Here is a 26,989-nt window from a genome sequence, read left to right on the forward strand (position 1 = left end):
CGGCCCGCCGGCCTCCGGTCAGCGGGCCGCCCGGCGGGCCAGGGCTCGCAGCGGGCGGCAGCGCCCGGCCCGGGGGACGGACCACAGGGTCTGGCCGGCCACGCCCCAACGGGCGAGCAGGGCGTTGGCGGCCTGGAAGCCGGTGGTGGCGGCGCGTTCCATCAGGGCGACGGGCAGGTCGGTGCGGATCAGGTCCCCGGCGAGGACGACGGTGGGGTGCGGGGTGATGACGCCCGGGCGGCGCGGCCATCCGCCGACCGGGAACGCCGGGCAGTCGCCGCGCCATTCGTGGCGCACGTCCACGGTGCGGGCGCCGCGGGTCTCCGGGTAGACCTCGTGCAGCCGGGCCGTCATGCGTTCCTGGGCGCCTTCGCGGTCGGCGTCCTCGTCCACGGCGTAGGCGTGCAGTTCGACCACCGATCCGCCGGTGCGGGCGGCCCACCGGGCCGCTTCCCCCTCCCAGCGGTCGAGGACGCTGATGTTGTCCAGCCCGTCGTAGCCGCTGGTGCCGAGGAAGCCGGGACGGTGCGCAGCGAGCGGGCGGTCCAGCCAGAGCCGGGAGACCAGGAACGGCGGCGCGGTGCGCAGGGCGGCGATGTCGGCGCGCCACCGCGGGTGGCCCAGGTGCTCCGAGGCGGCGACCAGGCGCCGTAGGCCGCCGGCATCGAGGGCCAGGACGACGGCCTGGTGGCGCTCGGCCCCCCGGGCCGGGGTCACCACCTCGATGTCGCCGTCGGCCAGCGGCCGGACCCGGTCGACGGGGGAGGCGGTGCGCAGATCGACGCCGAGCGCGCCCAGGTAGTCGGCGAGGGGCTGCCACAGGGCCTGCGGGTAGGGCTCGGTCGGGACGTCGAACAGCAGTCCTTCGGAAGATCCGAGGAAGTAGATGTGGAACATCAGCAGCAGTTCGGCGGCGGACAGCCGGCGCGGGTCGGTGAAGAAGCTGCGGGAGAACACTTCGAAAGCGAGGTGGTGGGCAGCGCGGGGGAAGTTGATCCTGTTCAGGAATTCGTGGGCGCTGGTGCCGTCGTACCGTTCGAACACCTCGGGTACGCGGACGTCGAGCAGCGGCAGGGCCGCCCGTGTGTCCAGGGCGGCCAGGTCACGCAGCCCGAAGGTGGGGCTGAGCAGGACGAAGCCGGCTGCGCTGAGCGGAGGGGTGCGCGGTACCCGGGCGAAGCTGTCGGTCAGTCCCGAGCGGTGGCGCAGTGGGTAGTCGGGCAGGGCGGCCAGCCGGGTGAGCCCCGGGTCGGTACGCCGCAGCAGGCCGCGCAGGTTGTAGTACTGGCGGAAGAAGGCGTGGAAGCCGCGGCTCATGGTGGCCGCCGAGCCGTCGGCGAGGCGGGTGGACCAGCCGGCGACCCGCCCGCCCAGGACCGGCTCCCGTTCGTGGAGGGTCACCGCGATGCCGCGTTCGGCGAGTGCGGTGGCGGCGGCAAGGCCGGCGATGCCGCCACCGACGACGGCGACCCGGGGCGGTTCGGCTCCGGGGAAGCGGGCGTGGCCCGGTGCGGCCGGCACCGTTTCGGCCCGGCGGTCGCGGCCGCGCCGGGCGGCGGGTGTCGTGTTCTTCACGCGTGCGCCTGCGGGTCGGCGGGGCCCGGCCGCGTCGCGGCGGCCCCGGGCGGGGCGGCGGCCGGGCGGGGGCGCGCGGCCAGGAAGGTGTGGACGATGCCGGTCTGCCATCCGGCCGCCGGCAGGGTGCGCACCGGTGCGAATCCCGCCCGTGCCAGGCGGGCGGCGAAGTCCGGTGCGGTGTCGAAGTCCAGGACGCTGCGGCGCAGGTGGCGGTAGAGGGCGCGGTCGCCGGTGAGTGCTCCGGCGGGTTCGATGACCGTGCGGCAGACGGCGTTCCACAGCATCCGGTGCGCCGCCGAGCCGCTGAGGCTGTACTCGTGGACGGCCAGGCGCCCGCCCGGGCGCAACAGGGCGTGCACGCCGGCGAGGACGGCGTCGGGGTCGGTGGTGTTGCGGAACAGGTACGCCGCGAACACCGCGTCGTAGCGCTGCCCGGCGCCGGGCGTGGCCGCGGTTTCGGTGCCGGTCTCCACCAGGTGTTCGGCGGTGCGGTGAAGGAAGGTCACGTTCCGCGGCCAGGACTTCGCGGCCGCCCGCGCCAGCATGCCGGCGGAGGCGTCGACGGCGGTGATCCGGGCGTGCGGCGCGGCCTCGATCAGCGCCCGGGTAGAGGCCCCCGTGCCGCAGCCGAGGTCCAGCACGTGCAGGCCGACCCCGCCGTCGGACAAGCGCAGGCGGCGGGCCGAGCGGCGCAGGGCGGCGAGGTGGCCGGGGTTGAGAGCGGTCAGCAGGTCGTAGGCCGGTGCGGCGTGGTCGAAGGCACGCACGAGGTCGCGGTCGTGCAGGAGCGGCGTCATCGGAGCTCCTCGGAGGAGTTCGGGGCGTGTTCCGGTCCGCTGCCGGCCAGGGCCCGGCGAGGCAGCAGGGGGAGTTCGGCGGCGCAGCGCAGCATCGGGCCGACGGGGCAGCGCAGGCCGATGCGCAGTTCCTCGGCGGGGGTGCTCCTGCCGTCGAGGAAGCGCAGGACCTGTTCGGCGGGGGTGCGGCGGAACAGGTCGGTGAAGAAGCGGGGGCCGTCGATCCGGCCGGTGTCCAGGGCGCGCAGCAGGACGGCGTCCATGGCCAGGGCCCGTCGGCGGTGGGGTGCGGGCGCGGGTGCGGTGCGGCCGGGTGTCGGTGGCCGGGCGAGGGCCGCGGCGATGGCCCGGCTCTGCCGCTGGATGGCGGCGAAGGTGTAGCCCGTGGCTGGGCGGGTGGCGCCGCCGGCGGTGCCGATGCGTACGTGTGCGGGCCCGGCACGGCGGGGGAAGCGGCCGTCCGTCATGGGGATGACGCCCTGTTCGGCCTCCGCCACCGTGAACGGGCCCAGGCCGAGGATGCGGTGGGTGTAGTCGTGCAGCGCGCGCTCGTAGTCGGCGGTGGTCAGGGGACGTCGGGAGAACTCGGTGTACTCCACGAGGGCGCGGTCGGGGGCCAGGGGAAGGACGTAGCCGAAGGCGAGGCCGTGTGCGGGCTGCGGGAGGCGGAAGTCCATCAGGTGGGCGGTCGAGGGGTCGAAGCGCGGGCGGTCGGTGTGCACGAACCAGCCGCGGAAGTGTTGCAGGAGGGTGGTCCGGGCCAGCGGCGGCCGCACGGGCGGCCTGGAGTCGAAGACGTACCGGGCGTCGAGGGTGAGCGGGCGTCCGGCGGGGTCGGTGGCGACCACGCGGGCGCCCGGGCGTCCGTCCGGCCGGGTCTGCACCCGTTGTACGGTGGCGCGCACGATCCTGGCGCCGGGGTGGGCATCGAGGCGGTCGTGGACCAGTTCCTCGAACGCGGTGGAGCGCAGCATTCGGTAGCGCAGTGGGGCGGGTTCCGCCTCGACGGCGTTCCCGTCGGGGCCGGTGATCCGCAGCCGGGACCACTGCGCGGTGACAGCCTGCTCGTACTCCCCCGGGCGGTCGTCCCAGAAGCACCAGGTCCGCGGTGGCGGGCGCAGCGGACCCTCGGGGGTCTCGACGACGGTCAGGTCGAGCCAGGGGCCGGGCCGGTCTCCCCCGTGTCCGTGCCCGTGTCCGTGTCCGACCAGCCAATTGGCGAGACTGAGTCCTGCGGCTCCTCCGCCGATGACGACCAGGGGGCGGGCCCCGGCTTCAGCGGTCCTTCTCAACCTCAACCTGCCTCCGCCTTCCGGCTTGGACGGGGTCTGACGGCGGTCTGCGCCCGGCACTGTCCGCTGGCGGTCAGGCAGGCCCGGCGGGCATCGTCCCAGGCGCGCGGCGGTGTCGACGGCGTTGTCGCGTTCCGGGCGTGTCACGTGCGGCAGAACCTGCCTGGAGATGTGGTGGCCATCGAGAAGACGGCAGCCGGCGGCGCCACGGGTGGCGGCGATGCCGGCGAGTTCGTCGAGGCCGTGGGCGGGATAGCGACGGCCGCGATCTCCTGGCGGCGTCTGCGCGTCGAGTGGCACGGCAGGCCCGAGGACTGGGAGCAGTACACCGGAGGCTCCGCGGAAGCGTTTCGCCTCCGCGGAGAAGAACAGCGGCTGGGAGCCGTCGAGGCTGCCGCCCGGCGGCGTGCGCCGGGCCGGGTCGTACCTACCTGTGGCGCCCGAACTACCCAGCCTGGCGCCCGTCCGGGTCGAGCAGTTGGCCCGGCGGCACGGGTGGTCGGTGGACTGGAGGAGGAGCAACTCGGCGAAGGGCGAGCTGTGCTTCCACCGGCTCATCCCGCCCCCGGTGCAGGCCGGCGTGCCGGACCCCGCCGGGCCGCCGCCGGCGCCCGGCGAGCCGGGACGGCGGGATCGGTGCGGGGCGGGTCAGCCGGTGACGGTCTCGGCGTGCCGGGTGAGCGCGTCCAGGAGCGCGGTCTGCTGGTCGGTCAGCTTGCCGTCAGTGCGGGCCCTGGCCTGCTTGCGCAGCCAGGTGCCGGGGCGGAAGGCCGGGTCGTCGCCGAGGCCGGTGCGGTTCGCGGGGCCGGTGAGGGTGCCGCCGGCGGCGAGGTAGGCGAGCAGGCGCCGGTAGGAGCGGTTCCAGTCCGGCTCCAGGCGCCACAGCTCGTCCAGCGCGTCGAGCTTGGCGACCTGCTGAGGCGTGAGGGCCTCGGCCTTGCGCTGGCGGCGCATCCACGCGCCGACCGCATAGCTGTCCAGCTTCTCGGTGGCAGGGATCGCCAGGTGGCCGTGCCGGGTGGCCCAGGCCCGGGCGTAGGCGTAGCCGCGCTCCCAGGCATTCGCGTGCTTGGACCAGATCATGCCGAGCGCGTCCAGTTCGTTGATCCGGGCCGGGTCGAGGAGGTGCCGGCCGTTCAGGTGCCGCTGGCGGTCGAGCCAGGAGATCAGGTCGCCGTGCGTCTGCTTGTCGGTGGGGTCGAGGTGGCCGTGCTCCAGGTGGAACCGGGCGGCGACGGCGTACATGCGCTGCCACTCCGTCGCCCGCGGGCTGAACGCCCGCAGCTTCACCGTCTGGAGAATCGCGCCGACGTGGCGGCGGGCGTCGATGCGCAACCATTCCATCGGCGACTCCACCACCGGCGCCGTCGGCTGCTGCTCGCCCTTCGCCGCACCGGTCTCGCCTTCGGCGGGCGAGACCGGTGCGGTGGTGTGTGCGGTGGGCTGGGAGCGGGTGCCGCGCAGTTCGGTGATCCGGCCGACCACCCGGGCGTCGTGCGCGGCCAGCGCCCGCAGGACCCGCCAGATCGTCCGGAACGAGCTGGCCTCGATCGCGGCGTCGGCCTCCGCCCGCACCGCCGCCCCGGCCTCGCGGACCTCCGCCGGGTCCGCGGCCGCCGTGCCGTCATCACCGACCTCCGGCGAGGGGAGGTAGACCGGGATGATGACCCAGGAGACCTTGCCCTGCCGGTAGGACTGGCGCAGCGCCCGGCCGACGGCCTGGACGATGTCGATCACGCTCGACTTGGGGTCGGCGAAGCAGATCGCGTCGACGGCGGCGATGTCGATGCCCTCCGTCAACAGCCGGCTGTTGCACAGGATCCCGCATTCCTCGCCATCCTCGCCGGTGTGGGCCTTGAACTCCGCGAACGCGGCCCGCCGCTCGCGCAGCCGGTCGGTGCCGGCGACGGCCTTCGCCCAGATCCGCTCCGGCCGGTCCGCGTCCTTCAACAGGGCGGCCGCCGCGGGCAGGCTGTCCGCGAACTCCCGCGCCCCGGCCACCCGCGAGTGGAACGTGATCACCCGGCGCAGCTCCAGGTCCGCGACCGCGCGCAGCACGGCGATCTGCAACGCGAGGCGCAGGAGTTCCTCGTTGGTGCGCTGTGAGCGCAGATCGGCGACGGCGGGCAGGTTGAGGAGGTCGCGCAGGTCCTCGTCCGTGACGACGGGGACCAGGACGCGGTAGTCGGCGAGGTAGCCGTGCTCGATGCCCTGGCCAAGAGCCCAGGTGAACACGGTCGGGCCGTAGATGGTCTCATCGTCCATCGAGCACAGCGCGGGCAGCTGCTCGGCACCGTCGGCGAGGTCGGCCAGGCCCGCCTTCGCCCGGCGGTCGTCGGCGATCCGCGGTGTCGCGGTGAAGTACAGCCGGCGCACGGCGGGCACCTGGGCGTCGTCGTGGACCGCCGCCCACGCCTTGCCCTCGGAGCCGGCCGTGCGGTGCGCCTCGTCGACCACGACCAGGTCCCACGCCGGGAGGCCGAACTGCTGGTGGGCCTGGACGATCCGCTCCAACGAGGCGTAGGTCGCGTACACGGTCACCGGCTCACCGCGCCTTGCGGAAGCGACCAGGTCGGCGATCCGAGCGCCCTGCGTCGACACCTGAGCCCACACCCGGCCGCCGGCCTCCGCGCTCTCCAGCGCCTCCTCCCGCGAACACGCCGCCACCGCCAGACCCCGGCGCCCGCCCCGCAGCGACCACGCCTCCGCCGTCTGCTCCAGCAACTCGATCGTCGGCACCAACACCAGCACCCGCCCCCGAGCCGCCAGCCGCCGAGCGCAGCCGGCGGCGATCAGGGTCTTGCCCGAACCGGTCGCCGCCACGACGGTCGCCCGGCCACCGTCCTTCACCGCGCGCACCGCCGCCGCCACCGCGTCCTTCTGGAACCAGTGCAGCGGCAACGGGTTCACCGCGGCGATGGCGGACGGCTGCGCCGGGAGCTGCGGTACGGCCTGGGCGCGCAGAGCGGCCGGCACGCCGTGCTCGGCGGCGGCGGTGGTGGTGGTGTCCACGGCGGTGGCTTCTCCTTCGTCGACTGGGCGTTGCGGAAGGCAGCGCGGGGCGGGTCAGTCCGGCTGGGCGTACTGGTTGAGGGCGTCGATGAGGCGCTCGACCATGTCGCCGAACTTCGTGATCTCCCAGTCGGCAGTGAAGCCACCCTCGGCGAGGAGGATGTCGGCGAGCTCGTCGGTCAGCTCCTGCGCGTCCTCCTCCCCTGGCGCCACGGCGAGGTCCAGGACGACGCCGCGGGCCTGGGCGGCACGGCGCAGCAGCGCGAGTTGTTCGTCCGGGCCGGTGAACCAGGTGGGGCGGTCGGGGTCCGGTGCGTGGGGGTCGCGGGTTGCGGTGGTGAGGAGCCGGCGGGCGGTGCTGGGTGAGATGCGCAGGTTCCAGGCGATCTGGCTGACCGTGTGGCCGCTGTCCTCCAGCTCGATGGCCTGACGGCGCAGCTCTTCCCGCTCGACAGGGCTGCGGCGTTGGGAGACTCGTTCGGTGTTCATCGGTGCTCCTCGGGTACCCAGGCGCGGACTTCGAGGTAGGCGATGTCGGCGTCCTCGACGGCGCGGCCGGTCTCCACCAGCCAGGCCTTCATGGCCTCGGTGACGTCGCCGTGGTGGTCGGCGACGCGCTGGGACCACTCGGCGGCGTCGAACCCGCCGGTGGAGGCGGAGCCGTAGGTGCGCTCCTCGGTGCCGTCCGCGCGGGGGACGAAGCCGCGGCGCAGGCCCGGGGAGTCCTCGGTGGAGCCGGCCGACATCGTGTACTGGTCGGCCTTCATCCGGACGGTGAAGGCGAGGCGGCCGCCGGCCTGGCCGGTTTCGTGCACCACGGGGGCGAGGTGGGAGGCGCCGGAGCGGATGGCCTGCTTTCCGGCGCGGCCGGCCATGGAGCCGCCCGCCTCACCGACGACGTCCTTACCCCGCACCCGCGCCTTCTGCCCGGTCCTCGTACGGCGCCGCTCCACGTTCTCCTGGGCCACGGCTCCGAGCGCCTCGACGTCGCGCTCGCCTCCACGCACGGCCCGCACGACCTGGCGCAGCGCGGCAACGAACGCCGCGCCCTTGCCCTTGGTGAAGAACTGCGACACCAGGCTCGCGTCGCGGCCGAGGATCTTGGCGACCTGGCGTTTGGTGTAGCCCTCGTCCAGCAGTTGCTGGGTCAGGCGGGCGGCCTCATTGGGGTGGGTCGGGTCGGCCGGGCTCACTGGTCACTTCCCTTCTCGGCGAGTTCGGCGCGGCCCAGGGCGCGCAGCTTGAGGTACTGCTCCTGGCTGGTCGGGTGCTCGACGGGGCCGGTGAGGTGGCCCTTGAGGAGGTAGTCGCCCGGCTCGCCCCGGTAGGGCCAGGGCTGGCGCTCGGTCAGGGCGATGCCGTCGGTGCCGAAGTACACGACCGTGCCCGGCCGCGCGTGCAGCGCCCCGGCGTGGGCGATGACCTCCTTGCCCTGCCGGTACTTCATGTCCAGCAGCGCCGCCCGGGCCCCCGACCACACGTACGCCGCCCACTCCGGGTGGGCGTACGGGTCGCGGGAGAAGCCGGCCTGCCGCTGCCAGGTGACCACCTCGCTGTCCTGGCCGAGGATCTCCACCCCGGCCGGGAGCGCCTCGCCGATGGGTGTGGTGCCGGAGACCAGGCGCGGGCGCTGTGCGAAGCCGCCGAGGCCGAACAGCAGCACGGAGCGGACGGCGCGGGAGGCGAGGTAGGCGGCGGTGCGCTGGCGCTCGTCGCCGTGGAGGGTGGAGAGGTTGGTCAGGTCCGCCCAGGCCGACTTGAGGCGCTTGCCCCACTCGTCGAGCGGCTTGCCGTCCTCGAAGAGCAGGCCGCCGAGGATCTCGACCTTCCACGGCATCAAGTGGTTGGACAGCGCCAGGTGGACTTCCGCGCCGCCTGCCCAGGTGGTGAAGGTGGCGCCGGGCTCCGAGGGGTAGACCCAGGCGCGGTCACCGGTGACCGGGGCCGGGAGGAGGCCGACGTGGTTCCAGCCGGCCGGGACGGTCACGCGCACGTTCCAGTGCGAACAGGACATCAGTGCCTTGATCTGTTCCTGCTCGGTCATCGCCGCGAACGCGGCCGCGGTGATCCGGCGCGGGGTGCCCACCGGGGACTTCCACAGGTGCTTGGCGTAGGCGAAGGTGCGGTCGTACTCCACCAGCGCGGGCAGTTGCTCCGGCACGCGCGGGGGCAGGATCAGCTCGGTGCGGCCCTGGCCGCCGGTCGCGTGCAGCAGCCCGCGCAACTCCTCGGACAGCACCGGGTAGCCCCCGGCCCACTCGCCGGTGGTCGGGATGGTGCGCGACCACAGGTCCCGGCCGGTCTGCGACGGCGAGCCCATCAGCACGGCGTCGTCCCAGTGCCGGCGCAGCGCCTGCCACAGCAGCCGGAACGCGTCCCGGCAGGTGGTGACGTCGGCGCCGTCCGGGTCGAACCACTCCCCCATGGAGCGGATCTCCGTCACCGGCCCGTCCGGCGCGGTGGTGGGCGCGTAGCGGCCGACGGGCTGGCGCTGGTGGACGAAGTGCCCGGCGAGCTTGTCGCGGCCGGCGCCGACGGCGGTGGTCCACCGCTCCGAGGGCGTGTTCAGCCAGGCGGCGACCGCGTCCTTGAGGGTGGAGTAGCGCTCGGCGCCGTCGTGCCAGGGGGCGCCGGCCGTGATGTAGATCCGCTCGGTACCGGGCGCGGTGTGCAGGACCGCGTCCAGGATCTCGCCCGGGGTGCGGGTGCCGAGGTCGAGCCGGACCACACGGTCGCGGACCGCGAGGTCGCCGGTCGCGGCGTCCAGGAACACCGTCGAGCGGGCCTGCTGCGTGAAGTTGGGGCGTTTGGAGACCAGGCCGGTGGTCACGGCCTCGAACCGGGCACCGGCCGGCCCCTCCGGGAGGCTGGGCAGCTCACGCGGCCCGGCCTCAGCCACCGGACGTGACGCGGCAGCGGCCGGGACGACCGGGGCCGCCTGGGCCGCCGGGGCCGCCTGGGCCGCCGGCGCAGCCAGGGCCGCCGGGGCGGGAACGGCGGGCTCGGCCGGCGCGGGCTGCTCGGCGACGACCTCGACCCGGTGGTCCTCGACGTCGACCGGAGCCGGGGTCGGGGCCGGCTGCTCGGGTACGGGGGCCGGGCGGGTCAGCACCGGTGCGACCGCGGCGGCGGGCTCCTCGGCCGGCGCGGCCTCCGGGGCCGGAGCGGGCGCCGCAGCAGCGGCGGCGGCCCGGTCGTCGGCCTTGGCGGCGCGGACGGCGGCCGGGGTCGGGTCCAGCAGCGGGGCGATCCGCACCACGTCGCCGACCGACAGCCCGGAGGCCTTCGCGACGGCCGGCGCCTGGGCGCCTTCGTACCCCGCGAGCCCGGCAACCCGGCGTGCGCGCTGCTGGTTGAGCTTGTCCAGCTCCTTCTGCGCGGCGGCGACCTGCTTCTCGGCGGCCGTGATCTCGGTGCGCAGCTGGCGCAGAGCGGCGAGTTCGGCGGTGTACGTCTTGCGGTCCATCAGGCCGTCACTCCCCGTCCGCGGTGCCGGTGTCCAGGGGGCGGGCCCGGCGGGCGAGGGTGAGCCAGCCGTCGGGGCCCTGGGTGCCGTGGATGTCGGCCAGGCCCGCGAGTAGGAACGCGTACGCGCCGCGCTTCGGCGACCGCGGCTGCGCGGTGCCGGCCTCCCACTTCGCGAACGTCTCCCGCCGGGTCCTCAGGGCATCGGCCACCTCGACCTGGGTCAGGCCGGCCGCCTTGCGCAGCCGCTCCCGCTCAGCGGGTTCCGGCAGGTCACCGCCCTCCCGGGCCTTGGCCAGCAGCGCGTCCACCGCCGCGAAGATCTCGGACATCACACACCTCCTGTCGAGGAAGGTATCGCAGAACGCCGTTTTCAACGCAGCATCTTCCGCCGCATGTGCGCCTCACGATGACCTCATTGCGATGAGGTGCCCCGTGCCCGGGCCTGAGCGGCAAGGCCCGTCCGGAGGTCGGGAGACCGGTACGGAAGCGGCACACGGCGGCGTAGTCTGGTCGCCACCTCGGCGGTGGAGTCGCTCACCGCCGGCGTGGTCGTCCCGGCCGAGGGCGGACGGCTGTGTCGGTGGGATCGCCCGCTCTGGCCCTTCTCGTGACCCGGAGGACGTCATGACCGCACGAAGGCGCCGATGGTGACGACCTCCGGGGCTGCGGCGCGACCGAGCGGGCGGCGTCTGCTGCTCGGTGTCCTCCGGGACGTCGCGGTCCCGATCGCGTTGTACTACGGCCTGCGCGCCGCCGGAGCGAGTGTCTTCGTCGCACTGCTCGCCGGCGCCCTCCTGCCGGCGGTCACCACGGCGGTGCAGTGGTGGCGCACCCGCAGCCTGGAGGGCATGGCGGGCTTCGTCGCCGGGACCATGCTGCTGGGCGTCGCGGCCGCGCTGGTCAGCGGCAGCCCTCGGTTCCTGCTGGCGAAGGACGGTTGGCTGACCGGCGTGGCCGGGCTCTGGTTCCTGATCTCGATCAGGGCCAGGCGTCCGCTGCTCTTCCACGGCGGCCGCCCCTTCCTGGAGGGGCGGTTCCGCTCCGACGGCACGTCCTGGGACGTGCTGTGGGAGCGCGAGCCGGCCTTCCGGCGGATCTGGCGGGTGTCGACCGCGATCTGGGGTGTGGCGATGCTGCTCGACGCCGTCGTGCGGGTGGTCATGGCCTACGTGCTGCCGGTGGATCTGGTGCCCGGCCTCGGCGCGCTGCTGTGGCCGGTCACGCTGCTGCTGTTGCAGGTGGTGAACGGCGTCTACTACGAGGTGGCCGGGTTGTGGCGGCTGACGTCGGGCGCGCCCGGGCGCTCGGTGGACGGCTGAGCGCGCGTCCGGGGCGTCCCCGGCCGGCCGGCAGCGGGTTCGGGGGCGGGGGAGGCAGCGCGTGCCGGGCCAGGCGCCGTGAACGGCCGGCCGCCCGTTGCCGGCGACCGGCCGAAGGCCGAGCGGTCCGAGTCGGCGCCGCCGTCACGGCATGCGCGCGCTGAGGGTGCGGACCACCTGGCGCAGCACCTTGTCGCTCCAGTTCCGGTCCGCTTTCGGGTATTCCCCCACTCCGCCGGCCGTGGAGGAGCCGCTCACCTCGAACTCGTACGGTCCCTGGTGGCAGGTCAGGTTGCCGCTGGCGAGGTCCTCGGCGTAGCAGCCCTGCGGGCCCAGTGAGGTGCCGAGGTCCTCGAACTCCTTGTGGTACTTGGTCGCGTCGTCGCGGCCGTGGGCCAGGTCGTCGGCGTAGTTCTTCGCGACGAGCTTGGGGTCGGCGACAGCGGTGAAGGTGAGTTTGATGCTGCTGTTGCTGGTGCTGTCGGACTTGTCGGGCAGGCCGAAGCTGAACTTGCAGCCGGCGTCGGGCACATCGCCCGTCGTGCCGGGGTCCGCCTCGGTCAGCGGGTTGAAGTTGATGATGGTGACCTTGACCGACTGTCGCTTGATGGCGTCGGCTTGCGGAAGGATCGCCTTGATCTCGGCGTCGCTCAACACCTCGCAGCCGTGCGGCCATTGGGCCAGGGGAAGCGAGCGGCCCGACGGCGGCTGCGCGGTGAGCCGGTTCCCCGATGGCTGCGCGGAGCCGAACCTCAGGGCGGGCACTTCCTTGCTGCATCCGGCGAGCAGCAGTACCGCCGCCCCGGCCAGGGCCGCGGCAGCGGACAGTGTGCGGGTGCGCGTCGTCATGGTTCCCCCCGGAAGTGTGCGTGGCGTGACTGGCAGGTGCGCCGACGAACAGGACGGGGATGATCCTTTCATTGGAGACACCCGTGGTCCATCCGGCCATCAGCCGCCCTGGCGCCGGCGGCGGGCAGGAGGGCAGGGGGCAGGGGGGAAGACGGCACGATGACCGCGCGTCAGGCGGCCTGCCCGGCCCGTACGGGAGTGTCCGGCCGGTCAGGCGCGGGCCGCGGGCCCGCCCGATCGCCCGGCCGCCGGGCCACCCCCGGGTGGACCGAGGTCGGGGCGGCAGGACGCGGCGGACGGGCGGCTAGGGCGTGCCGCCCTGTTGGCGGCCCATCCAGTCGGTGATGGCCTGCTCGGTGCGGGCGAGCGCGTCGGTGGGGCTGAACTGCAGCAGCTCCGTCCCGGCGTCGACGTACGGCCGGTGGCCCGGCGGCTGGTAGAACGCGTCGCCGGCCTCGTACACCTCCTCGTGGTCGGCGAAGGCGAAGCGCATGCGCCCGGCGATGACGTAGCCCCAGTGCGGGCACTGGCACCTTCCGTCGGGCAGCGACTGCAGCGGCCCGTCCAGGTCGGCGTCCGCCGCGGAGGAGACGAATTCGACGGTGTAGCCGTTCATCTCCTCGCGGCGGTCGGTCACGGGACCGAACTCCTGGACATTCGTCGCGGACTGCTTGGATACCTTCGGCATCGCTCGGCTCCTCTCGGTGACGGCCCCCGGGACTTCCCGTCGTCTCGAGTCGACCACTCCGCACGGCCTGGTGCATCCGGTGGGGCGGGCGGCGGCGGACCGCTCGCCGCCGGGCCGCCGCCGGGCGGCGGGCAGCGGGCGGCGGGACAGCGCTTCGGAGGCCTCGGCCGGGGCGTGGAGCGGGATGCCGGCTCGAAGAGCGCTCAGAGGAGCCGGAAGGGCCCGGGTGACCGGGCGCGATTCGCCCCTATTCGAGAAGGAGCAGGATCGCCACCGTCTCGCCCTCGGCGTCCAGGCACTCGGTCGTGTTGGAGCCGTCCGGATTGGCCAGGACGCCCAGCACGGTGCCGGTGCCGTCCTCGTCCGGGATCATCAGCCAGCCGTTCGCGAAGTCGCCCTCGACCGGCTCCACCGGCCAGTCCGCCGGGTCCACCGAGGCACGCTCGAGCATCTCGCGGAGGTTCTCCAGCCTCCAGCTGCCGTCCTCGGCGGCGCGCGCGTGCAGGGTGGCCCAGGCGCGCTTGAGGATCCCCATCCCCGGCTCGATCCAGGACCTGCGGGGGGTCGCGTGCACCACGGCCACGCCGGACGGGGTCGCCACGCGGTCGCCCCAGTCCTGCGTCCGGACCGGGACGCTGTCGCCGGGGTGGACCAGGACCGCCACCGGGCTGCCGGGTGCGCTCTCCCGGGCGATCGAGTAGACCGGCGTACCACCGGGCCGCATCGGGAAGCCCCCGGCCTCCGGCCCCAGCGGGTCGTAGATCGCGCCGTCGCCCCCGGCCCCCTGGATCAGACCGAGCCGCTCGATCCGCCAGCCGTCCAGGGTCCGCACGCGCTCGGACGGATCGGCCAGGGCCTTGCCCAGCGCAGGCATGAACGCGTACTCGTCTTCCTCGTAGGACATTTGATGATCACTTCCCGACGTCGTAGTTGCCGGGGAGCATAGACCGTGGCACCGACACGCCGGCCCAGCGCCTCGGCAGCGCACCGAGCAGTCCCCACCTGCCCGGTCGGGCGGGTCCGGGTGGCGGCGGGCGCCGCGGCGGTGTGCAGGCCGACGCCGTGGAGGCGGGCCGTCCCGCTACTTCCTGGTCACGCGCTGCCCGTCACCGCTCGGGCCGGGACACCGATGCCGGCGGCCGAACGCCTCGATCGCCGGGCGGGGTGTCGCAGCTCGGGCCGCCCGGGCCGTCGAACTGCACCGAGCTGAAGAAGTCCCGGTAGTCCGGGAAGAAGTTGCCCTTGCCGGTCGGCCCGCTGGAAGTGACCACCGTGCAGCCGGTGTAGTTCGCGTCGGACCACAGGTGGATGGTCGACGCGGTCCGGTTCCAGTCCGACTTCGCCCGGTCGTTCATGCCGAGCACCGCGAGGTCCGGCGCGCTCGCCGTCAGCCTGATCATGTCGCCGGTGCCGTCCAGGCCCGAGAACAGGCAGTAGTAACCGGCAGGGCACCGGTCGTACCCGTCCGCCGCATGGACCGTGGAGACCGGCAGCGCCATGGCAGCCCCGGCGACCACGGGCACCAGCAGCGCACGCAATCTCTTCCTCACCAACTTGCGCTCCAAAGCATCGCCGACTCACGGGCAGAAGAGTGATCGTCCTCATCAACGAACTGCCTCGTACAGCGGTAACGGCCGCAGAGCCCTGGGCCCCGCCGCCGTTCGCGGTTCGCATGCGCACCCCCCGGGCCGCTCCCCCGCCCGGGGTCCGGCGGGCTGCCCGGATCACCCGGGCGACACGCGCGAGCGTCGCGCAGCGTGTCGGGTCGACTACTGGTAGGGATGGGGGCTGTCCGCTTCGGAATGGAGCCCGCATGACCATCCTCACCGACGACGTCGTCCCGCCCGCCCCCAGCCCGCCCGTCCCCGAGCGGAGCTGGGCCAGGCGCGGCAGGGTGATCGTGGACTGGCTGACGACGACCGATCACAAGAAGATCGGGAGCCTCTACCTGATCACGTCGTTCTGCTTCTTCCTCGCGGCCGGCTTGATGGCGCTGCTGATCCGCGCCGAGCTCGCCCGGCCCGGCCTGCAACTCCTGTCGACCGAGCAGTACAACCAGCTGTTCACCATGCACGGCACCGCGATGCTGCTCATGTTCGCCACGCCGCTGTTCGCCGGCTTCGCGAACTGGATCATGCCGCTGCAGATCGGCGCGCCGGACGTCGCCTTCCCCCGGCTGAACATGTTCGCCTACTGGCTCTACCTGTTCGGCTCCCTCATCGCCATGTCCGGCTTCCTCACCCCCAACGGGGCCGCCGACTTCGGCTGGTTCGCCTACACGCCCCTGTCGGACGGCACCCACAGTCCGTGGGTGTCCGGCGACATGTGGATCATGGGCCTGGCGTTCTCCGGCTTCGGCACCATCCTCGGCGCGGTCAACTTCATCACCACGATCATCTGCATGCGCGCTCCGGGCATGACGATGTTCCGGATGTCGATCTTCGTCTGGAACGTCCTGCTGACCTCGGTGCTGGTCCTGCTGGCCTTCCCCTGCCTGGCCGCCGCGCTGCTCGCGCTGGAGGCCGACCGCAAGTTCGGCGCCCACGTGTTCGACCCCGCCAACGGGGGCCCCCTCCTGTGGCAGCACCTGTTCTGGTTCTTCGGCCACCCCGAGGTGTACATCATCGCGCTGCCGTTCTTCGGCATCATCACCGAGGTCATCCCGGTCTTCTCCCGCAAACCGGTGTTCGGCTACAGCGGCCTCATCGCCGCGACCATCGCCATCGCCGGCCTCTCGGTCACGGTGTGGGCGCACCACATGTTCGTCACCGGACGGGTGCTGCTGCCGTTCTTCTCGTTCATGACCTTCCTGATCGCGGTCCCGACCGGCGTGAAGTTCTTCAACTGGATCGGCACCATGTGGAAGGGCTCGCTGAGCTTCGAGACACCGATGCTGTGGACGGTCGGCTTCCTCGTCACCTTCCTCTTCGGCGGCCTCACCGGCATCCTGCTGGCCTCCCCGCCGATCGACTTCCACGTCTCGGACTCGTACTTCGTCGTCGCCCACTTCCACTACGTGGTCTTCGGCACCGTCGTCTTCGCGATGTTCGCCGGCTTCCACTTCTGGTGGCCGAAGATGACCGGCAAGATGCTGGACGAGCGCCTCGGCCGCATGTGCTTCTGGACGCTGTTCATCGGCTTCCACACCACCTTCCTGGTGCAACACTGGCTCGGCGCCCAGGGCATGCCCCGCCGCTACGCCGACTACCTGGCCGCGGACGGCTTCACCACCCTGAACACCGTCTCCACCATCGGGTCCTTCGTGCTCGGCCTGTCGATCCTGCCGTTCCTCTACAACGTCTGGAAGACCGCCGTGTACGGCGAGAAGGTGGCCGAGGACGACCCGTGGGGCTGGGGCCGCTCCCTGGAGTGGGCGACCTCCTGCCCGCCGCCGCGGCACAACTTCGTGACCCTGCCCCGGATCCGCTCGGAGTCCCCCGCCTTCAACCTCCACCACCCCGAGGTCCCCGACGAACTGCAGGACGCCGGCCGCCAGGGCGGCACCCTCGTCAGCAGCGACGAGCGCGGGCACTCCACCGATGGTTGACCCCCGACCCCGGGCCCGCCGCCTGCTGCCGTTCGGTGCCGCGGCCGCAGCGGGCGACGAAGCCGACCGGGGCACCCGGCAGATGGAGGGCTACCTGTACTGGCAGGCCGAGAAGGCGCGGGCCGCCCGGGCCGCCCGCGCCTTCACCCGCCTGCTGCCCTGGCTCACCACCGCCCAGGCCGACGAGGTCGAACACCACTACATCCACACCGACCTGCAGAACACCCGCCGGCAACTCGAACACCTGCGCAGCCACATCACCGCCGTCCGCGCCCAGTACGAAGCCCGCTACCACCAGCTGCGCACACGCTGCACGGTGACCGCACTCACCGTCACGGCCGTCGCGGTCTCCACGGCCGCGTACACCGTCCTGCACCCCCACGGGTGAGGGCGCCTGCGAGGACCGGTCGCGCGTTCTGAGGGGCTGGGCCCGTCCGCCGGATCCTGCGGGCGGGCCCAGCCCCTCACCCCCTCGCCCGGCCGGCCGTGTCCACCGAGCCACCGAACCGCCGAGCCCGGGCTCGGCCGGGTCATCAGGCCGGGCCGCACAGGGTGGGCTCCGCGGCACAGTCCGCCCAGTGGGCGGGGTGGCTCGCCCCACCCAGGTCGTACAGGGTCCGCTGTGCCAGGTGGGCCGGCAGGGCCTCGACCGTGAACGGCTTGCCGCGGTCGTCCACCCTCGCGGTGAACTTCCCCTCGGGGGTCAGGTAGTCGACCTGGAAGGCCCAGGAGCAGACCTGCCCGGCGATGCCGCCGACCTGGACGGCGATGTCCCCGGGCGTGGTGGCCTGACCGAGGTCGAGCTTGTGGTGGGCGAAGTAGTCCGTGTTGACGGCGCCCCCTTGGTCGTCCAGCTCGACGGCGGGGGTGCCGGGCGGTAGGGCCGCCGACAGGAAGACGTTCGGCACGCCGCTCTGGCCCGCCGACGGGGCCCGCACGGAGCTGACGGCCCGACTGGGGCTGCAGGAGACGTCGGTGATCCCGATGTTCTCGACGGTCACCGAGGAGGAACGGTCGCTGGTGAAGTGCAGCCGGTAGGTGTCATCCCCCACCATGCCCTGCTTCTCCCACTTCTCGATCGCCTTCAGGGCCGGATCCCGGGTATCGGCCCAGACCTTGGGCGGATCGCCCTCGGGCAGCAGCCGGGCTCCCAGCGGTTCCAGGTAAGCGCGCACCCGGGCGAGGTCCTCCGGTTTGAACCGAGCGAGCCCCGCCTGCTCCGCCCTGGTCAGCGGCCGGTCCAGCACGAAGGTCCACACACCGTGGCGACGCAGGTCCGGGCCGTCCACCAGCACCTGGAACGGGACGGTCCGCTGGTCGACGGACTTCTCCGCCTGGCGCTGGAGCGCTGCGTCGTCCACCGCGGTCCGGCTGCCGTACCAGTGTCGGCCCACCACCACGGCCGCCACGAGCGCCAGCGCCAGGGCAGCGCCGCCGACCGCCCGGGCGGGCGTGATCCGGCGCCCCGGGCCGCTGCCGGGGCCGTTGTAGTACGTGACCGGCGCGTTGACGTCCCGGCCGGCCCGGTACCGGACGGAGACGGCACTCGCCGCCCGCGCCCGAAGCTCGGCCACCTCCCACCGCAGCGCCCCCAGCTCCCACTGGTCCTCCGCGAGCTGCTCTCCGTGTCCCGCCAGCGTGGCCTCGGTCCGCGCCAGAGCCTCGACCGCCGCAGCCAGCCGCCGCTGGACCTCGGCGGCGGCACGGTCGTCCCGCACCTGGGCGATCTCGGTCCTCAACCGCGCCAGCTCATCCGCCACCCATGCCAGGGGACGCGCGGCATGAGCGGCCTGCGCCAGTTTCTCCAGGTCCGCCCGCGCTGCGGCCTCCGACGGCTCGCCCAGCTTCTCCGCGACCATCGCGAGGAAGCCGGGCAGCATCTGCCGGGGAGCGGTGATCCGCAGCCTGCCGTTGAGGAACTTGCTGTACTTCTCCTCCGACCAGCCGAGCCGCTCGGCCTGGTCCCGCTGCAGCAACCCGACGTCCCTGAGCTTTCCGGACCAGCACTTGAGCGCCTCCGCCAGCTCGAGGTCCGCCCCGGACAGGCTGCTGCCAGGATCGTTGTGCCCCACCGTCACTCCCAGGAATTCGAGTTGCCCAAGCTTCGACAACTCTTGCCCCTGTCCGCAAGTGAGCTGGCCGGATTGGGTGTTGACCATGACTCAGCCGACATCGGGGCGCCGCCGGCGCCCGACCTCCCCGCCCCCGGCACTGGTCCAGGCCGCCGGGACCGTGCCGGTCCTCGCCGGGGCGCCCTGGTGGTGTGCCGCCCTCGCCATCGTCTGCACGACCCTGCTCGGACTGGCGACCGCGCTCTTCCCCCAGGACAGCGCCGACCGCCGCGCGGTGATCCAGAGTTGGACCGACGCCAGGCGGCGTACGGGCGGCCCGGCCGCGCGACGGCGCGGTGAGCCGGCAGCCGCCCGGGCGGTCAGCCGGTGACGGCCCCGACGGGGCGACGGGATCGCTCGGGCCGGACGATCGGCCCCCTTCGCCACGCTTCGGTCCAACCCCGTTGCCGGGCAATGCGATTGGTGTCTCGGTCGGTTTGCTCGCGCCGATACGGGCTACACGTCGGGCATGACTGGCAGATACCGAGGAGTGGAGACGGCCCGCGCGGTCATGGTCCTCGCCGACATCGTCGCGGGGATCCTGGGGCTGTGGATCGTCCTGTACGTGCTGAACGCCAATCCTTCGAACGACTTGGCGCATTGGGTCCACGAGGCGGCCGACTGGCTGTCCACCTGGGCGCACGACCTGTTCACGCCGTCCCAGGGGTGGCTGCGGACCCTGCTCAACTACGGCATTCCCGCGGTGGTCTATCTGCTCGTGGGCCACATCGCGGCCAACTGGCTGCGGCGCGTGGACTAGCCTGCCGGCCGATCAGAGCGGCGGCGCGGGGCGCGGCGAACGGGCGGCGCGGGCGGGCTCGGGGTCCGGCGGGGTGCTGTCGGCTACCCCGTTTCGGCGACGCAGGCGCGCGCCTCTGCGAGGTAGCGCGCCACCGGGCCCAGGGTCAGCATGCCGCTGGCGGCGCCGGCGTGTTCCGGGCCGGCATCGCGGAGGCAGGATGCGGCGTGTGCGGCGATGTCGCGTTCGCCGAGGCGTACGGCGGCGCGGGCGGTGAGGCACCACATGGCCTCCTGGAGGTGGTCGTGCGCTGGTTCGGGCACGGCGGCGAGGGCGGTGCGGGCCTCCTCGACGCGGCCTTGGGCGAGCAGGACGTGGGGGCGGGCCCACGGCCGGTACGGGCCCCAGTCAAGGTGCGGGTCGGTGGGTGCGGGCCGGTCGTGCAGCAGGCGCAGGCCCAGGAGAGCGAGCGGGAACAGGCCGCGGTGCAGCCCGGGCATTCCGGCTGTCCGGAGGGCGTTCTCGGCGGCGCGGTAGTGGGCGGCGGCCGTGGCGGCGGTCGGTCCGCCGGGTTCGGTGCTGCGGGCGGCCGTGGCTCGGGCGCGGAACCATCCGGTGAGGACGGGGACGAGGGGTGCCTCGGTGGTGGCGGCGAGTCGTTCGGCGGCTTCGGCGTGCGCGGTCGCGGTGTCGAGGTCGCCGAGGGCCGAGGCGCACTGCAGGCGGATGAGGCGGCCGAGTACGGCGAAGTTCGGCAGTTCGTGGCGGGTGGCGAGGTCGAGGATCTCGGTGCCGATGCCGTCGCGTTGCGTCGCGAGCCCGGGGCGGGTGAAGGTCTGCAGGAACGTGCCGTTGAGGGCGAAGGCCAGGAGTGCGGGGTCGGCCAGGCGCCGTGCCAGCTCTTCGGCCTGTCGTGACGCCTGCTGGGCGCGCCTGGACTCGGTCGCGGTCAGGTCGGCGCTGCGGCTCTCGACGGCGATCGTGGCCAGGAGGCGGGCGGACAGGTCGGCGGGGCCGTCGGGTCCGAGTGCGGTGAGCGTGCGCTCGGCGGCCGCCACGACGGCGCGGGACTGGTCGGGGTCGTCGGCCCGGCTCCACAGGGCGGGCACGTCGTAGGCGCCGATGATCCGGGCGACCAGGTGGGCGTCCGCGGTGCGTTCCGCCGCCTGGATCGCGGCGAGGCGCTCGCGCCGCGCGTGGACGAGGGCGTCGCCGCCGGCCAGGGCGAGGGTGCGGGCCAGGTCCACGGTGGTGCGCGGACCGAGGCGGACACCGGGGGCGCTCCAGGCGGTGCGTGCGGCGTCGAGTGGTGTGCAGCCGTTGAGGATGTCCGTCTCCAGGCGCTGGAGTTCGGCGCTCGGGTCGAGTCCGAGCCGGTCGACCAGCATGGTGCGGGCTCGGCGCAGGGTGGCCAGTGCGTCGGCCTGGCGACCCGCGCGGTGGAGCGCGCGGGCCAGCAGGGCCCAGGCCGGCTCGCGCCAGGGGTGTTCGGCGACGTGGGCGCCGAGTTCGGCGACGAGGTCGCCTCCTTGCCCGGAGTCGAGGAGGATGCGGGCGCGCAGTTCCACCCCTTCCAGTCGCAGTTCCTCCAGCCGGGTCCGCTCCCGCTGCGCCCAGGCGGAGGCGGGCACGTCGGCGTAGGCGGGGCCGCGCCAGGCGGCGAGTGCGGCGTCGAGGTCGGCCGCCGCGTCGGGGCCGGTGGCCGTGTGGGGGTGGCGTCGGGCGCGGGCCACGGCGTCCTGGAAGCGGTGGACGTCCACGTCCTCGCGCGGCAGGCGCAGCGCGTAGCCGGGGCCTTCGGTGACGATCACGCGCGGCGGGTCGCGGGGCGGCCGGTCGGGTTCGAGGGCGCGGCGCAGTGCGGCGACGAAGGTGCGCACGGCGCCCACGGCGCGGACCGGTGGGTCGGTCCACAGGTCGTCGACGAGGGTGTCGGTGGTGACCATCCGTCCCTCGGCGGCCACGAGCCGGGCGAGTACCTCGCGGTGGCGGGGTCCGCCAAGGTCGACCGGGCTGCCGTCGTCGCGCAGGGCCCGCACGGCGCCGAGTACGTCGATTCGCATGCCCCCATCCTCCGTGGCCGGGGCCGGCTGCGCCCAGCCGTACTGATCGGCTGCTGATCGCCTTCGTCCACGCTGGTCCGGTCAGCCCCCGATGCGAAGGACGGCCTTCATGACGCTCACCATTCCCGGCTTCGATCTCACCCGCCTGCCCGGTGCGGACGGTGTGGAGCTGGCCGCCGCTGTCGGCGGCCAGGGCAGCCCGGTCGTGCTGTTGCACGGCTTCCCCCAGACCCACCTGATGTGGCGGCACGTGGCGGAGCGGCTCGCCGGCGAGCACACGGTGATCTGTCCCGACCTGCGGGGCTACGGCGCCAGCGACAAGCCGCCGGCCACCGGCCCCGAGGTGTACGCCAAGCGCACCATGGCCGCCGACGTCGTGGCCCTGGCGGCGGCGCTGGGCCACGAGCGCTTCGCCCTCGTCGGCCACGACCGGGGCGCCCTGGTGGCCTTCCGGGCGGGGTTGGACCACCCGGAGGCCGTCACCCACCTGGGCATCCTCGACATCGTGCCGACGCTCGACATGTGGAACGTGCTGCACGGCGTCTCGGCGGCGGTGGGCTACCACCTCTTCCTGATGGCGCAGCCGCCGGGCCTGCCGGAGACGTTGATCGCCAACAGTGCGGACGCCTTCTTCGGCTCGTTCCTGGACGCCTGGGCCGGCGACGCGAGCGCCGTGCCCGAGGAGGTGCGCGCCGAGTACCTGCGGGCGAGCGCCGCGGCGGTGACGTCGATCGTCGCGGACTACCGGGCCTCGGCGGGGATCGACGTCCTCCACGACCAGGCGGACCTGGACGCGGGCTCGCAGCTGGCCATGCCGGTGACCGTCGTCCAGCAGGACTGGGGCACGCAGTTGGGCTACGACGCCGCCGCGGTGTGGCGGGCGTGGGCGCCGGACCTGGACCACCGGCTGACCCGGGCGGGGCACTTCATGGCCGAGGAGGCGCCCGGCGAGATCGTGGCGGCGATCCGGGAGCTGTTGGCCCGCTGAGGCTTCCCGCCCCCGCCGCTGCCGGGCACCCGGCAGCGGCGGGATCGGGTACGGGTTGCAGCCCCGCGCTTCGGCCCGGTCCGTGGGCGCGGGCCCGGCGGGGGCGGGGATATGCCCGGGGGTGCGGCCGTCGCGGCGTCCGGCCGCTGAGGGTGGTCAGCTCTCGGTCAGCAGCGGGGCGAAGACCGCGAACCACAGGGCCGCGAAGGTGGCCACCGTCATCACGGGTACGAAGAACCGGGTCTCCAGCTTCCCGCCGGTCCGCCGGATCAGCACCAGTTCGAAGCGCCTGCGGTACGGCCAGAGCAGGGGTGCGCCCCGGCGGGTGAGGCAGTCGCCGAGCAGGTGGGTGAGCGCCCCGAGGCCGACGGTGTACGGCAGCCAGGTGGCGATGTCGGCGAACCGCGCGGCCACCGTCGCCGTCCCCGCGCCGGCCAGGCCGACGGAGGTCAGCCAGGCCGTCGGTCCGTGGCCGGGCGGGTGCAGGTGCAGGGCCCGCACCGCGAGCGCGAGGAGGACGAAGGTCGTACCGAGGGTGAAGCCCTCGCCGAGGCGGGTGACTCCCGCCCAGGTGCCCCAGCTCGTGAGCGCCGCGAACACCAGGGAGTGGGTGGCGTGGCGGTGGCCTCCGCACAGCCGGGCCACCAGGCGGCACAGGCCCCTCGACAGGGGGCCCAGCAGGTGGGCGGGTGTCGCGTCGTGGTGGTCGAGGTCGGGCAGTAGCGCGGCCCCGGCGCACAGCAGCGTGCCGATCAGGACCTCGCCCGGCCGCGGTGTCGTGCCGAACAGTGCCTGCGGCAGGACCGGCGCCGTCGCGGCGTAGACCAGTGCTCCGCTGATCGCGTGTGACTGGCCCAGCATGACGCCCCCCTGCCCTCCCTTTCGGCCGCCCCCTCCGGACGCCGCCCGCCCGGCACCGGGCCGGGCGGAGATCCGTCTGCTACCCCGCGCCTGCCCGCCCATTCCCGCCGCTCCGGGGAGCGGGGGCGGCCGGCGTCGGGAGGCCGGTCTCGGCGGTCAACTAGCCTGAAGGTGACCGGCGTTGGCGCGCGGGATGGCCGGTCACCGCTGTCCGCGCGCCGTCGAGGGCACGCCCTCGTGGGCACGCCCCCGGGGCGGCCGGAGCCGTCCTGCGCGCGGCGGGCAGGACGGCCCGGATCCGGAGCGGGTCAGCCGACGTCGATGCCGGTGACCACCGGGGTGCCGATGCTCACCGCGTCCTCCTCGTACCCGGCGGCGGTGAAAGCCCGCCGGGCCAGGCCCAGCGCCGTTTCACCGGCGGCGGTGTGGTCGGGGGCCTCGACCTCCAGGCGCAGCACGAAGGTGCCCTCCGGTTCGTCCAGGGTCAGGACGTCGAGGTCGGGTACCTCTGTGCCGGCCTCCTCCGGGTCCGCGCCGTGCACGACGGCCAGCAGGGTGCGGCGTGCCTCCTCCCCCACCGGGTGACGGACTGTTCCTGGAACGGTGATCACGTAGCTGCCCATGTCCTACGTGTCACCGGCGCGCGGCGTCGGAAACCTCGGAGCCCGGGTGTTCGCACGGGAGCGTCGCGCGGTGGCGGCCGCCGTCGCCCGCGCGGGCGCCCGGGCCCTCAGGCCGTGACGTGGTACCAGAAGCCGCCGGTGCGCAGGCCGGTGTAGTGGACGGTGGTGCCCGTCTCCTTGGCCTCGTACATCATGTCCGTGCCGGTGGCGGGGTCGGTGCCGGCGTAGAGGACGGCGTGGGTGGTGGTGTGCGCGCCCGTTCCGAAGTACTCGAGGTCGCCGGGGCGGCGCTGGGACTCCGTGATCGGGGTGAGGTGCCTGTCGAGGGTCTGCTGGTCGGTGTCGCCGCCGTGGGCGAGGTCGAGGCCGGCGCCGAACCAGTAGGCCGCGCGGACCAGGCCGGAGCAGTCCAGTCCGGCGGTGGTGTCGGCCGGGCAGGGCTGGATCGGGCCGGTGTAGCCCTCGCAGGTGCCGAGCGAGGGGCCGGGGCCCTCGCCGCGCAGCGAGTGGCCGCCGCCCCACACGTACGGGACGCCCAGGTAGGACTTGGCGGCGTCCAGGACCCTGGCGGGGTCGACGGGGCCGCTGGGCGGCGGGGTGGGCGTACTGCCGTACAGGGCGTTCTTGGTGGCCGTGTCGACGACCCCGTTGACGGGCAGGGCGTGGAAGGCCTGGAAGTTGCGCACGGCCGTGTCGGTGGCCGGCCCGAACTGCCCGTCCACGGTGAGGCCCGCGCCGAACGTGTCGAGGATCGTCTGCAGGGTCGTGACGCACGCGCCGCCGGCGCCGGTGCGCAGGTCGCCGCACTGGGTGCGCAGGTCCACGGTGCCGGGGGCGGCGGCCGCCCCGGCGGGTGGCGGGGTGGGCGCGGCCGTGGCGGGTGGGGCCGCGACGGCGTACGCGCCGACGCCCGCCAGCAGCGCTGCCAGGGCCAGGCTCTGCGACAACCGGCGCCGGGTGGGGAGGAGGGTGCTCACAGGTGGTTCTCCGGGGTCCGTGGTGATCCGTCGGTCAGGTCGGGGCGGGTCACCGTCGACGTTCGGTGCTCGACGGGCTCGACGGGCTCGACGGGCTCGTCCGAGGTGTCCGACGGGCTGATCCGGACGATCCGTACCAGGCGGGACCCGGTCCTCACGGCCGTGTCCCCTCCCCACGCCGGAGGGACGGCGGTGGGATCGGCCACTCGGAGGACAGCCGCCCCCGGGGCCGGGGCGGGGAGCCGACCCAAGCGGGTGGGAAGGCGGCCCGGCCGACGTCGGGTTCCCGACGGGGGCCCGACGGGGGCCTGACGGGGGCCTGACGAAGGCTGACGGGGGCTCGGGTGCGGGCGGATCCGGCCGGGCATGGTGACGGCCCCCGCCGACGGGTCGGCGGGGGCCGTCAGGTGCGGCCGGTGGCGTGTCGCCGTCAGTAGATCCAGCCGGTGTAGTGGGTGCCGCCGCTGCTGTTCCTCCCGCTCTCGGTGGAGTAGGAGGTGCCGCGCAGGGGCGTGTCGCAGAACAGCCACACGTCGCCGCTGTGCGTCTGGTAGTCGTTCCAGTCGCCGCTGTTGGAACAGCCGCCGCCGCTCTGGAGCGTGAAGTACAGCCGCTCGTCCGTGGTCGCGCGGGACGTGTCGACCGTCCAGTGCAGGTAGCCGCCGGACCGGTCGGAGAAGGTGTTCAGGCACATGCCCACGGTCGCCCCGTGGGTGGTGCTGTAGTAGACGCAGGTCGTGTTCGCGCTCGCCGGCGCGGCTCCTGCCACCAGGCCGGCACCGGCGAGGCCGAGCGCCGCCGCTCCGGCCGCGAGCCGCTTTCCGATGGTCATGCTGATCCCCCTCCCGGCCTCCGACCACCGGAGGCCCAGCAGAAGTGTGGGCACTGGCCGGCGGAAGCGCAGCCCTGTTGCGCCAAGTGACAGCCGCGATTCCTGTTCCGTTCTGTTCGTGCTGTTCTTCGCCACCGCGCGGAGGCGGCCGGCACCGCGCGGAGGTTGCCGACCACCTCCGCGCGGCGCCCGCGGGCGCGGCCGCCTCCCCCGGCGGCCGCGCCCGCCGTCACCACCAGTCCAGACCCAGGCCCGGGCCGGCGTGGCCGGCCGGGGCGGGGGTGTCCTGCCCCAGGCCCCGGCGGATCGCGATCTCCACGGGCGAGTACGCTCCGTCGGCCCGCTCCAGTTCGTACGGCGCGGCCGGCAGCAGCGGCGGCTGGGCCATGAAGCGCGGTCGGACCCCGTGGTGCGGTTGCGCGGCGTGCACCAGGAACGGGTGGCACAGGAAGACGTCGCCCGGAGAACCGGTGGCGAGGGCGAGTGGCCGGTGCTCGGACGCCGCCACCACGTCGGGCGCGAGGGTCAGCACGCTCGCCCCGTCCTCGCCGTACTGCTCCAGCACCTTGGGCACGTCGAGGTGCGAACCCACCCTGATCCGGGTCGGGGCGTCCTCCTCGCCGACCTCACTGAACAGGAACAGCATCAGCAGCGCCCGGCCCTGGGAGCGCAGGTTGGCGAAGTACCAGCTCTCGCCCTCCGGCAGGTAGCTCCCCTCGATGTGCCAGCCCGCGTCGGCCGGCTCCTCCTCGTGCGGGAAGCGCAGCGGGAACGTGCCAAGCGAGTAGCGCGGCTCCCAGCGTCCCGCGCCCACGAGCAGGTCGTACGCGTGGTGCAGGGACGGGGAGTTGGGTGCGGCGGCGAACGGGCCCTGCGCCATGCCGCCCACCCAGTGCACGGGCTGCGTCCACGTCGACGGGTCGTCCGGGTCGCAGTCTGTCTCCCGCCACAGCAACCGCGCGCAGTCCGCGGCCACCCGCGGCGCAACGGCGCCCTCCAACTTCACGAAGCCGTCGCGCAGGAAACGGGAAACCAAGGTCGTGTCATCCATGTCCTCATCGTGCGGCGATGCCCGACCCGGCGACCCGACATTCCCCGCACCGTCTTTGTCGGGTGGCCGCGACCCTCCTCCAGCCCCGCCCGGTCGCCCCTAGGGCCCGTCTTCAAACCCCCGTCGTCCGCCCGGAGGGCGGGCGGGGCGGCGTTGGGGTGCGTGCATCGCAAGGCGGAGGATGGGGGCACCTC

Annotated in this window: 26 protein-coding genes; 6 read left to right on the forward strand and 20 right to left on the reverse strand. The window is 74.0% G+C overall.

Translation table 11 applies throughout. The features are described from left to right. Window positions 1–18 precede the first annotated feature (18 nt). The 8 genes from ACGF07_RS33845 to ACGF07_RS33880 all read right to left on the reverse strand — a co-directional run bounded on the left by ACGF07_RS33845 (window position 19) and on the right by ACGF07_RS33880 (window position 10,476). The gene (locus tag ACGF07_RS33845) at window positions 19–1,575 is read right to left on the reverse strand and encodes an FAD-dependent oxidoreductase (protein ID WP_392905200.1); all 1,557 of its coding nucleotides are present in this window, start codon (window positions 1,573–1,575) and stop codon (window positions 19–21) included. Next, a complete protein-coding gene (locus tag ACGF07_RS33850; RefSeq protein WP_392905202.1) occupies window positions 1,572–2,375 on the reverse strand; it encodes a methyltransferase in 804 nt (267 codons plus the stop codon). The genes ACGF07_RS33845 and ACGF07_RS33850 overlap by 4 nt, the downstream gene beginning before the upstream one ends. Next, window positions 2,372–3,667, reverse strand: a complete 1,296-nt coding sequence (locus ACGF07_RS33855) for a lycopene cyclase family protein (protein ID WP_392905204.1) — start codon at window positions 3,665–3,667, stop codon at window positions 2,372–2,374. Before ACGF07_RS33855 ends, ACGF07_RS33850 begins: the two co-directional genes overlap by 4 nt. Window positions 3,668–4,315: 648 nt before the next feature. Next, window positions 4,316–6,679: a Helicase associated domain protein gene (locus tag ACGF07_RS33860; RefSeq protein ID WP_392905206.1), complete on the reverse strand. Its 2,364-nt coding sequence runs from the start codon at window positions 6,677–6,679 to the stop codon at window positions 4,316–4,318. A gap of 54 nt (window positions 6,680–6,733) precedes the next feature. Further along, window positions 6,734–7,168 carry a helix-turn-helix domain-containing protein gene (locus tag ACGF07_RS33865; RefSeq protein ID WP_350743925.1) on the reverse strand — a complete coding sequence of 145 codons (435 nt, stop codon included), beginning with the start codon at window positions 7,166–7,168 and terminating at the stop codon, window positions 6,734–6,736. Further along, window positions 7,165–7,872: a helix-turn-helix domain containing protein gene (locus ACGF07_RS33870; RefSeq protein ID WP_392905209.1), complete on the reverse strand. Its 708-nt coding sequence runs from the start codon at window positions 7,870–7,872 to the stop codon at window positions 7,165–7,167. The genes ACGF07_RS33865 and ACGF07_RS33870 overlap by 4 nt, the downstream gene beginning before the upstream one ends. After that, complete coding sequence (locus tag ACGF07_RS33875) at window positions 7,869–10,145, reverse strand: hypothetical protein (RefSeq protein ID WP_392905211.1); 2,277 nt, start codon at window positions 10,143–10,145, stop codon at window positions 7,869–7,871. The genes ACGF07_RS33870 and ACGF07_RS33875 overlap by 4 nt, the downstream gene beginning before the upstream one ends. A gap of 7 nt (window positions 10,146–10,152) precedes the next feature. Further along, entirely contained in the window at window positions 10,153–10,476 is a 324-nt protein-coding gene (locus ACGF07_RS33880; protein ID WP_392905213.1) for a helix-turn-helix domain-containing protein, read from the reverse strand. Between the two features lie 315 nt (window positions 10,477–10,791). Here ACGF07_RS33880 and ACGF07_RS33885 point away from each other — a divergent pair, with 315 nt between their 5' ends. Next, window positions 10,792–11,466, forward strand: a complete 675-nt coding sequence (locus ACGF07_RS33885; protein ID WP_350743921.1) for a VC0807 family protein — start codon at window positions 10,792–10,794, stop codon at window positions 11,464–11,466. Between the two features lie 144 nt (window positions 11,467–11,610). Here ACGF07_RS33885 and ACGF07_RS33890 read toward each other — a convergent pair whose 3' ends face one another. From ACGF07_RS33890 to ACGF07_RS33905, 4 genes are all read right to left on the reverse strand, one after another. Further along, window positions 11,611–12,315: a hypothetical protein gene (locus tag ACGF07_RS33890; RefSeq protein WP_392905215.1), complete on the reverse strand. Its 705-nt coding sequence runs from the start codon at window positions 12,313–12,315 to the stop codon at window positions 11,611–11,613. A gap of 304 nt (window positions 12,316–12,619) precedes the next feature. Beyond that, on the reverse strand, window positions 12,620–13,003 hold the full coding sequence (locus tag ACGF07_RS33895) for a hypothetical protein (RefSeq protein WP_392905217.1): 384 nt from the start codon (window positions 13,001–13,003) through the stop codon (window positions 12,620–12,622). A 247-nt stretch (window positions 13,004–13,250) separates the two neighbouring features. Then, complete coding sequence (locus ACGF07_RS33900; protein WP_392905220.1) at window positions 13,251–13,907, reverse strand: hypothetical protein; 657 nt, start codon at window positions 13,905–13,907, stop codon at window positions 13,251–13,253. A 202-nt stretch (window positions 13,908–14,109) separates the two neighbouring features. Further along, entirely contained in the window at window positions 14,110–14,553 is a 444-nt protein-coding gene (locus ACGF07_RS33905; RefSeq protein WP_392905222.1) for a peptidase inhibitor family I36 protein, read from the reverse strand. A 263-nt stretch (window positions 14,554–14,816) separates the two neighbouring features. Between ACGF07_RS33905 and ctaD the strand changes: the two genes are divergently transcribed. Further along, a complete protein-coding gene (ctaD, locus tag ACGF07_RS33910) occupies window positions 14,817–16,550 on the forward strand; it encodes a cytochrome c oxidase subunit I (RefSeq protein ID WP_392905225.1) in 1,734 nt (577 codons plus the stop codon). Further along, the gene (locus ACGF07_RS33915) at window positions 16,543–16,938 is read left to right on the forward strand and encodes a cytochrome C oxidase subunit I (RefSeq protein WP_392905227.1); all 396 of its coding nucleotides are present in this window, start codon (window positions 16,543–16,545) and stop codon (window positions 16,936–16,938) included. Before ctaD ends, ACGF07_RS33915 begins: the two co-directional genes overlap by 8 nt. A gap of 145 nt (window positions 16,939–17,083) precedes the next feature. Here ACGF07_RS33915 and ACGF07_RS33920 read toward each other — a convergent pair whose 3' ends face one another. Beyond that, a complete protein-coding gene (locus tag ACGF07_RS33920) occupies window positions 17,084–18,661 on the reverse strand; it encodes a hypothetical protein (RefSeq protein WP_392905230.1) in 1,578 nt (525 codons plus the stop codon). 46 nt (window positions 18,662–18,707) lie between these two features. On the opposite strand from ACGF07_RS33920, the gene ACGF07_RS33925 reads away from it, so the two are divergent. Both ACGF07_RS33925 and ACGF07_RS33930 read left to right on the forward strand, forming a co-directional pair. Further along, entirely contained in the window at window positions 18,708–18,992 is a 285-nt protein-coding gene (locus ACGF07_RS33925) for a hypothetical protein (RefSeq protein WP_392905233.1), read from the forward strand. 138 nt (window positions 18,993–19,130) lie between these two features. Next, a complete protein-coding gene (locus ACGF07_RS33930) occupies window positions 19,131–19,421 on the forward strand; it encodes a hypothetical protein (protein ID WP_350743913.1) in 291 nt (96 codons plus the stop codon). Window positions 19,422–19,504: 83 nt separating this feature from the next. Here the strand turns inward: ACGF07_RS33930 and ACGF07_RS33935 are convergent, their stop codons facing one another. Then, the gene (locus tag ACGF07_RS33935) at window positions 19,505–21,463 is read right to left on the reverse strand and encodes a BTAD domain-containing putative transcriptional regulator (RefSeq protein WP_392905235.1); all 1,959 of its coding nucleotides are present in this window, start codon (window positions 21,461–21,463) and stop codon (window positions 19,505–19,507) included. A 109-nt stretch (window positions 21,464–21,572) separates the two neighbouring features. Here ACGF07_RS33935 and ACGF07_RS33940 point away from each other — a divergent pair, with 109 nt between their 5' ends. Then, the gene (locus ACGF07_RS33940) at window positions 21,573–22,451 is read left to right on the forward strand and encodes an alpha/beta fold hydrolase (protein WP_392905238.1); all 879 of its coding nucleotides are present in this window, start codon (window positions 21,573–21,575) and stop codon (window positions 22,449–22,451) included. Window positions 22,452–22,607: 156 nt separating this feature from the next. On the opposite strand, the gene ACGF07_RS33945 is transcribed toward ACGF07_RS33940, so the two are convergent. The 6 genes from ACGF07_RS33945 to ACGF07_RS33970 all read right to left on the reverse strand — a co-directional run bounded on the left by ACGF07_RS33945 (window position 22,608) and on the right by ACGF07_RS33970 (window position 26,795). Next, entirely contained in the window at window positions 22,608–23,312 is a 705-nt protein-coding gene (locus ACGF07_RS33945) for a metal-dependent hydrolase (protein WP_392905241.1), read from the reverse strand. 308 nt (window positions 23,313–23,620) lie between these two features. After that, window positions 23,621–23,935, reverse strand: coding sequence for a hypothetical protein (locus ACGF07_RS33950; RefSeq protein ID WP_392905243.1), 315 nt, complete (start codon window positions 23,933–23,935; stop codon window positions 23,621–23,623). Window positions 23,936–24,042: 107 nt separating this feature from the next. Continuing rightward, window positions 24,043–24,912 carry a peptidoglycan-binding protein gene (locus ACGF07_RS33955; RefSeq protein ID WP_350750323.1) on the reverse strand — a complete coding sequence of 290 codons (870 nt, stop codon included), beginning with the start codon at window positions 24,910–24,912 and terminating at the stop codon, window positions 24,043–24,045. Next, the gene (locus ACGF07_RS33960) at window positions 24,909–25,070 is read right to left on the reverse strand and encodes a hypothetical protein (RefSeq protein WP_392905246.1); all 162 of its coding nucleotides are present in this window, start codon (window positions 25,068–25,070) and stop codon (window positions 24,909–24,911) included. Before ACGF07_RS33960 ends, ACGF07_RS33955 begins: the two co-directional genes overlap by 4 nt. A 272-nt stretch (window positions 25,071–25,342) precedes the next feature. Then, window positions 25,343–25,744 (reverse strand): hypothetical protein, encoded by a 402-nt coding sequence (locus ACGF07_RS33965; protein WP_392905248.1) that lies wholly within the window; start codon window positions 25,742–25,744, stop codon window positions 25,343–25,345. A 229-nt stretch (window positions 25,745–25,973) separates the two neighbouring features. Then, the gene (locus ACGF07_RS33970) at window positions 25,974–26,795 is read right to left on the reverse strand and encodes a phytanoyl-CoA dioxygenase family protein (RefSeq protein ID WP_392905251.1); all 822 of its coding nucleotides are present in this window, start codon (window positions 26,793–26,795) and stop codon (window positions 25,974–25,976) included. Window positions 26,796–26,989: the final 194 nt, after the last annotated feature.

The sequence above is a fragment of the Kitasatospora sp. NPDC048194 genome, assembly GCF_043202455.1.
Lineage (GTDB): Bacteria > Actinomycetota > Actinomycetes > Streptomycetales > Streptomycetaceae > Kitasatospora.

Bases quoted from the DNA above. Each gene is read 5' to 3' on its own strand.
- ACGF07_RS33940 (WP_392905238.1), top strand. From the start codon at position 21,573: ATGACGCTCACCATTCCCGGCTTCGATCTCACCCGCCTGCCCGGTGCG.
- ACGF07_RS33880 (WP_392905213.1), bottom strand. From the start codon at position 10,476: ATGTCCGAGATCTTCGCGGCGGTGGACGCGCTGCTGGCCAAGGCCCGG.
- ACGF07_RS33945 (WP_392905241.1), bottom strand. From the start codon at position 23,312: ATGCTGGGCCAGTCACACGCGATCAGCGGAGCACTGGTCTACGCCGCG.
- ACGF07_RS33915 (WP_392905227.1), top strand. From the start codon at position 16,543: ATGGTTGACCCCCGACCCCGGGCCCGCCGCCTGCTGCCGTTCGGTGCC.
- ACGF07_RS33935 (WP_392905235.1), bottom strand. From the start codon at position 21,463: ATGCGAATCGACGTACTCGGCGCCGTGCGGGCCCTGCGCGACGACGGC.
- ACGF07_RS33965 (WP_392905248.1), bottom strand. From the start codon at position 25,744: ATGACCATCGGAAAGCGGCTCGCGGCCGGAGCGGCGGCGCTCGGCCTC.
- ACGF07_RS33865 (WP_350743925.1), bottom strand. From the start codon at position 7,168: ATGAACACCGAACGAGTCTCCCAACGCCGCAGCCCTGTCGAGCGGGAA.
- ACGF07_RS33875 (WP_392905211.1), bottom strand. From the start codon at position 10,145: ATGGACCGCAAGACGTACACCGCCGAACTCGCCGCTCTGCGCCAGCTG.
- ACGF07_RS33970 (WP_392905251.1), bottom strand. From the start codon at position 26,795: ATGGATGACACGACCTTGGTTTCCCGTTTCCTGCGCGACGGCTTCGTG.
- ACGF07_RS33930 (WP_350743913.1), top strand. From the start codon at position 19,131: ATGACTGGCAGATACCGAGGAGTGGAGACGGCCCGCGCGGTCATGGTC.
- ACGF07_RS33950 (WP_392905243.1), bottom strand. From the start codon at position 23,935: ATGGGCAGCTACGTGATCACCGTTCCAGGAACAGTCCGTCACCCGGTG.
- ACGF07_RS33895 (WP_392905217.1), bottom strand. From the start codon at position 13,003: ATGCCGAAGGTATCCAAGCAGTCCGCGACGAATGTCCAGGAGTTCGGT.
- ACGF07_RS33850 (WP_392905202.1), bottom strand. From the start codon at position 2,375: ATGACGCCGCTCCTGCACGACCGCGACCTCGTGCGTGCCTTCGACCAC.
- ctaD (WP_392905225.1), top strand. From the start codon at position 14,817: ATGACCATCCTCACCGACGACGTCGTCCCGCCCGCCCCCAGCCCGCCC.
- ACGF07_RS33890 (WP_392905215.1), bottom strand. From the start codon at position 12,315: ATGACGACGCGCACCCGCACACTGTCCGCTGCCGCGGCCCTGGCCGGG.
- ACGF07_RS33900 (WP_392905220.1), bottom strand. From the start codon at position 13,907: ATGTCCTACGAGGAAGACGAGTACGCGTTCATGCCTGCGCTGGGCAAG.
- ACGF07_RS33925 (WP_392905233.1), top strand. From the start codon at position 18,708: ATGACTCAGCCGACATCGGGGCGCCGCCGGCGCCCGACCTCCCCGCCC.
- ACGF07_RS33885 (WP_350743921.1), top strand. From the start codon at position 10,792: ATGGTGACGACCTCCGGGGCTGCGGCGCGACCGAGCGGGCGGCGTCTG.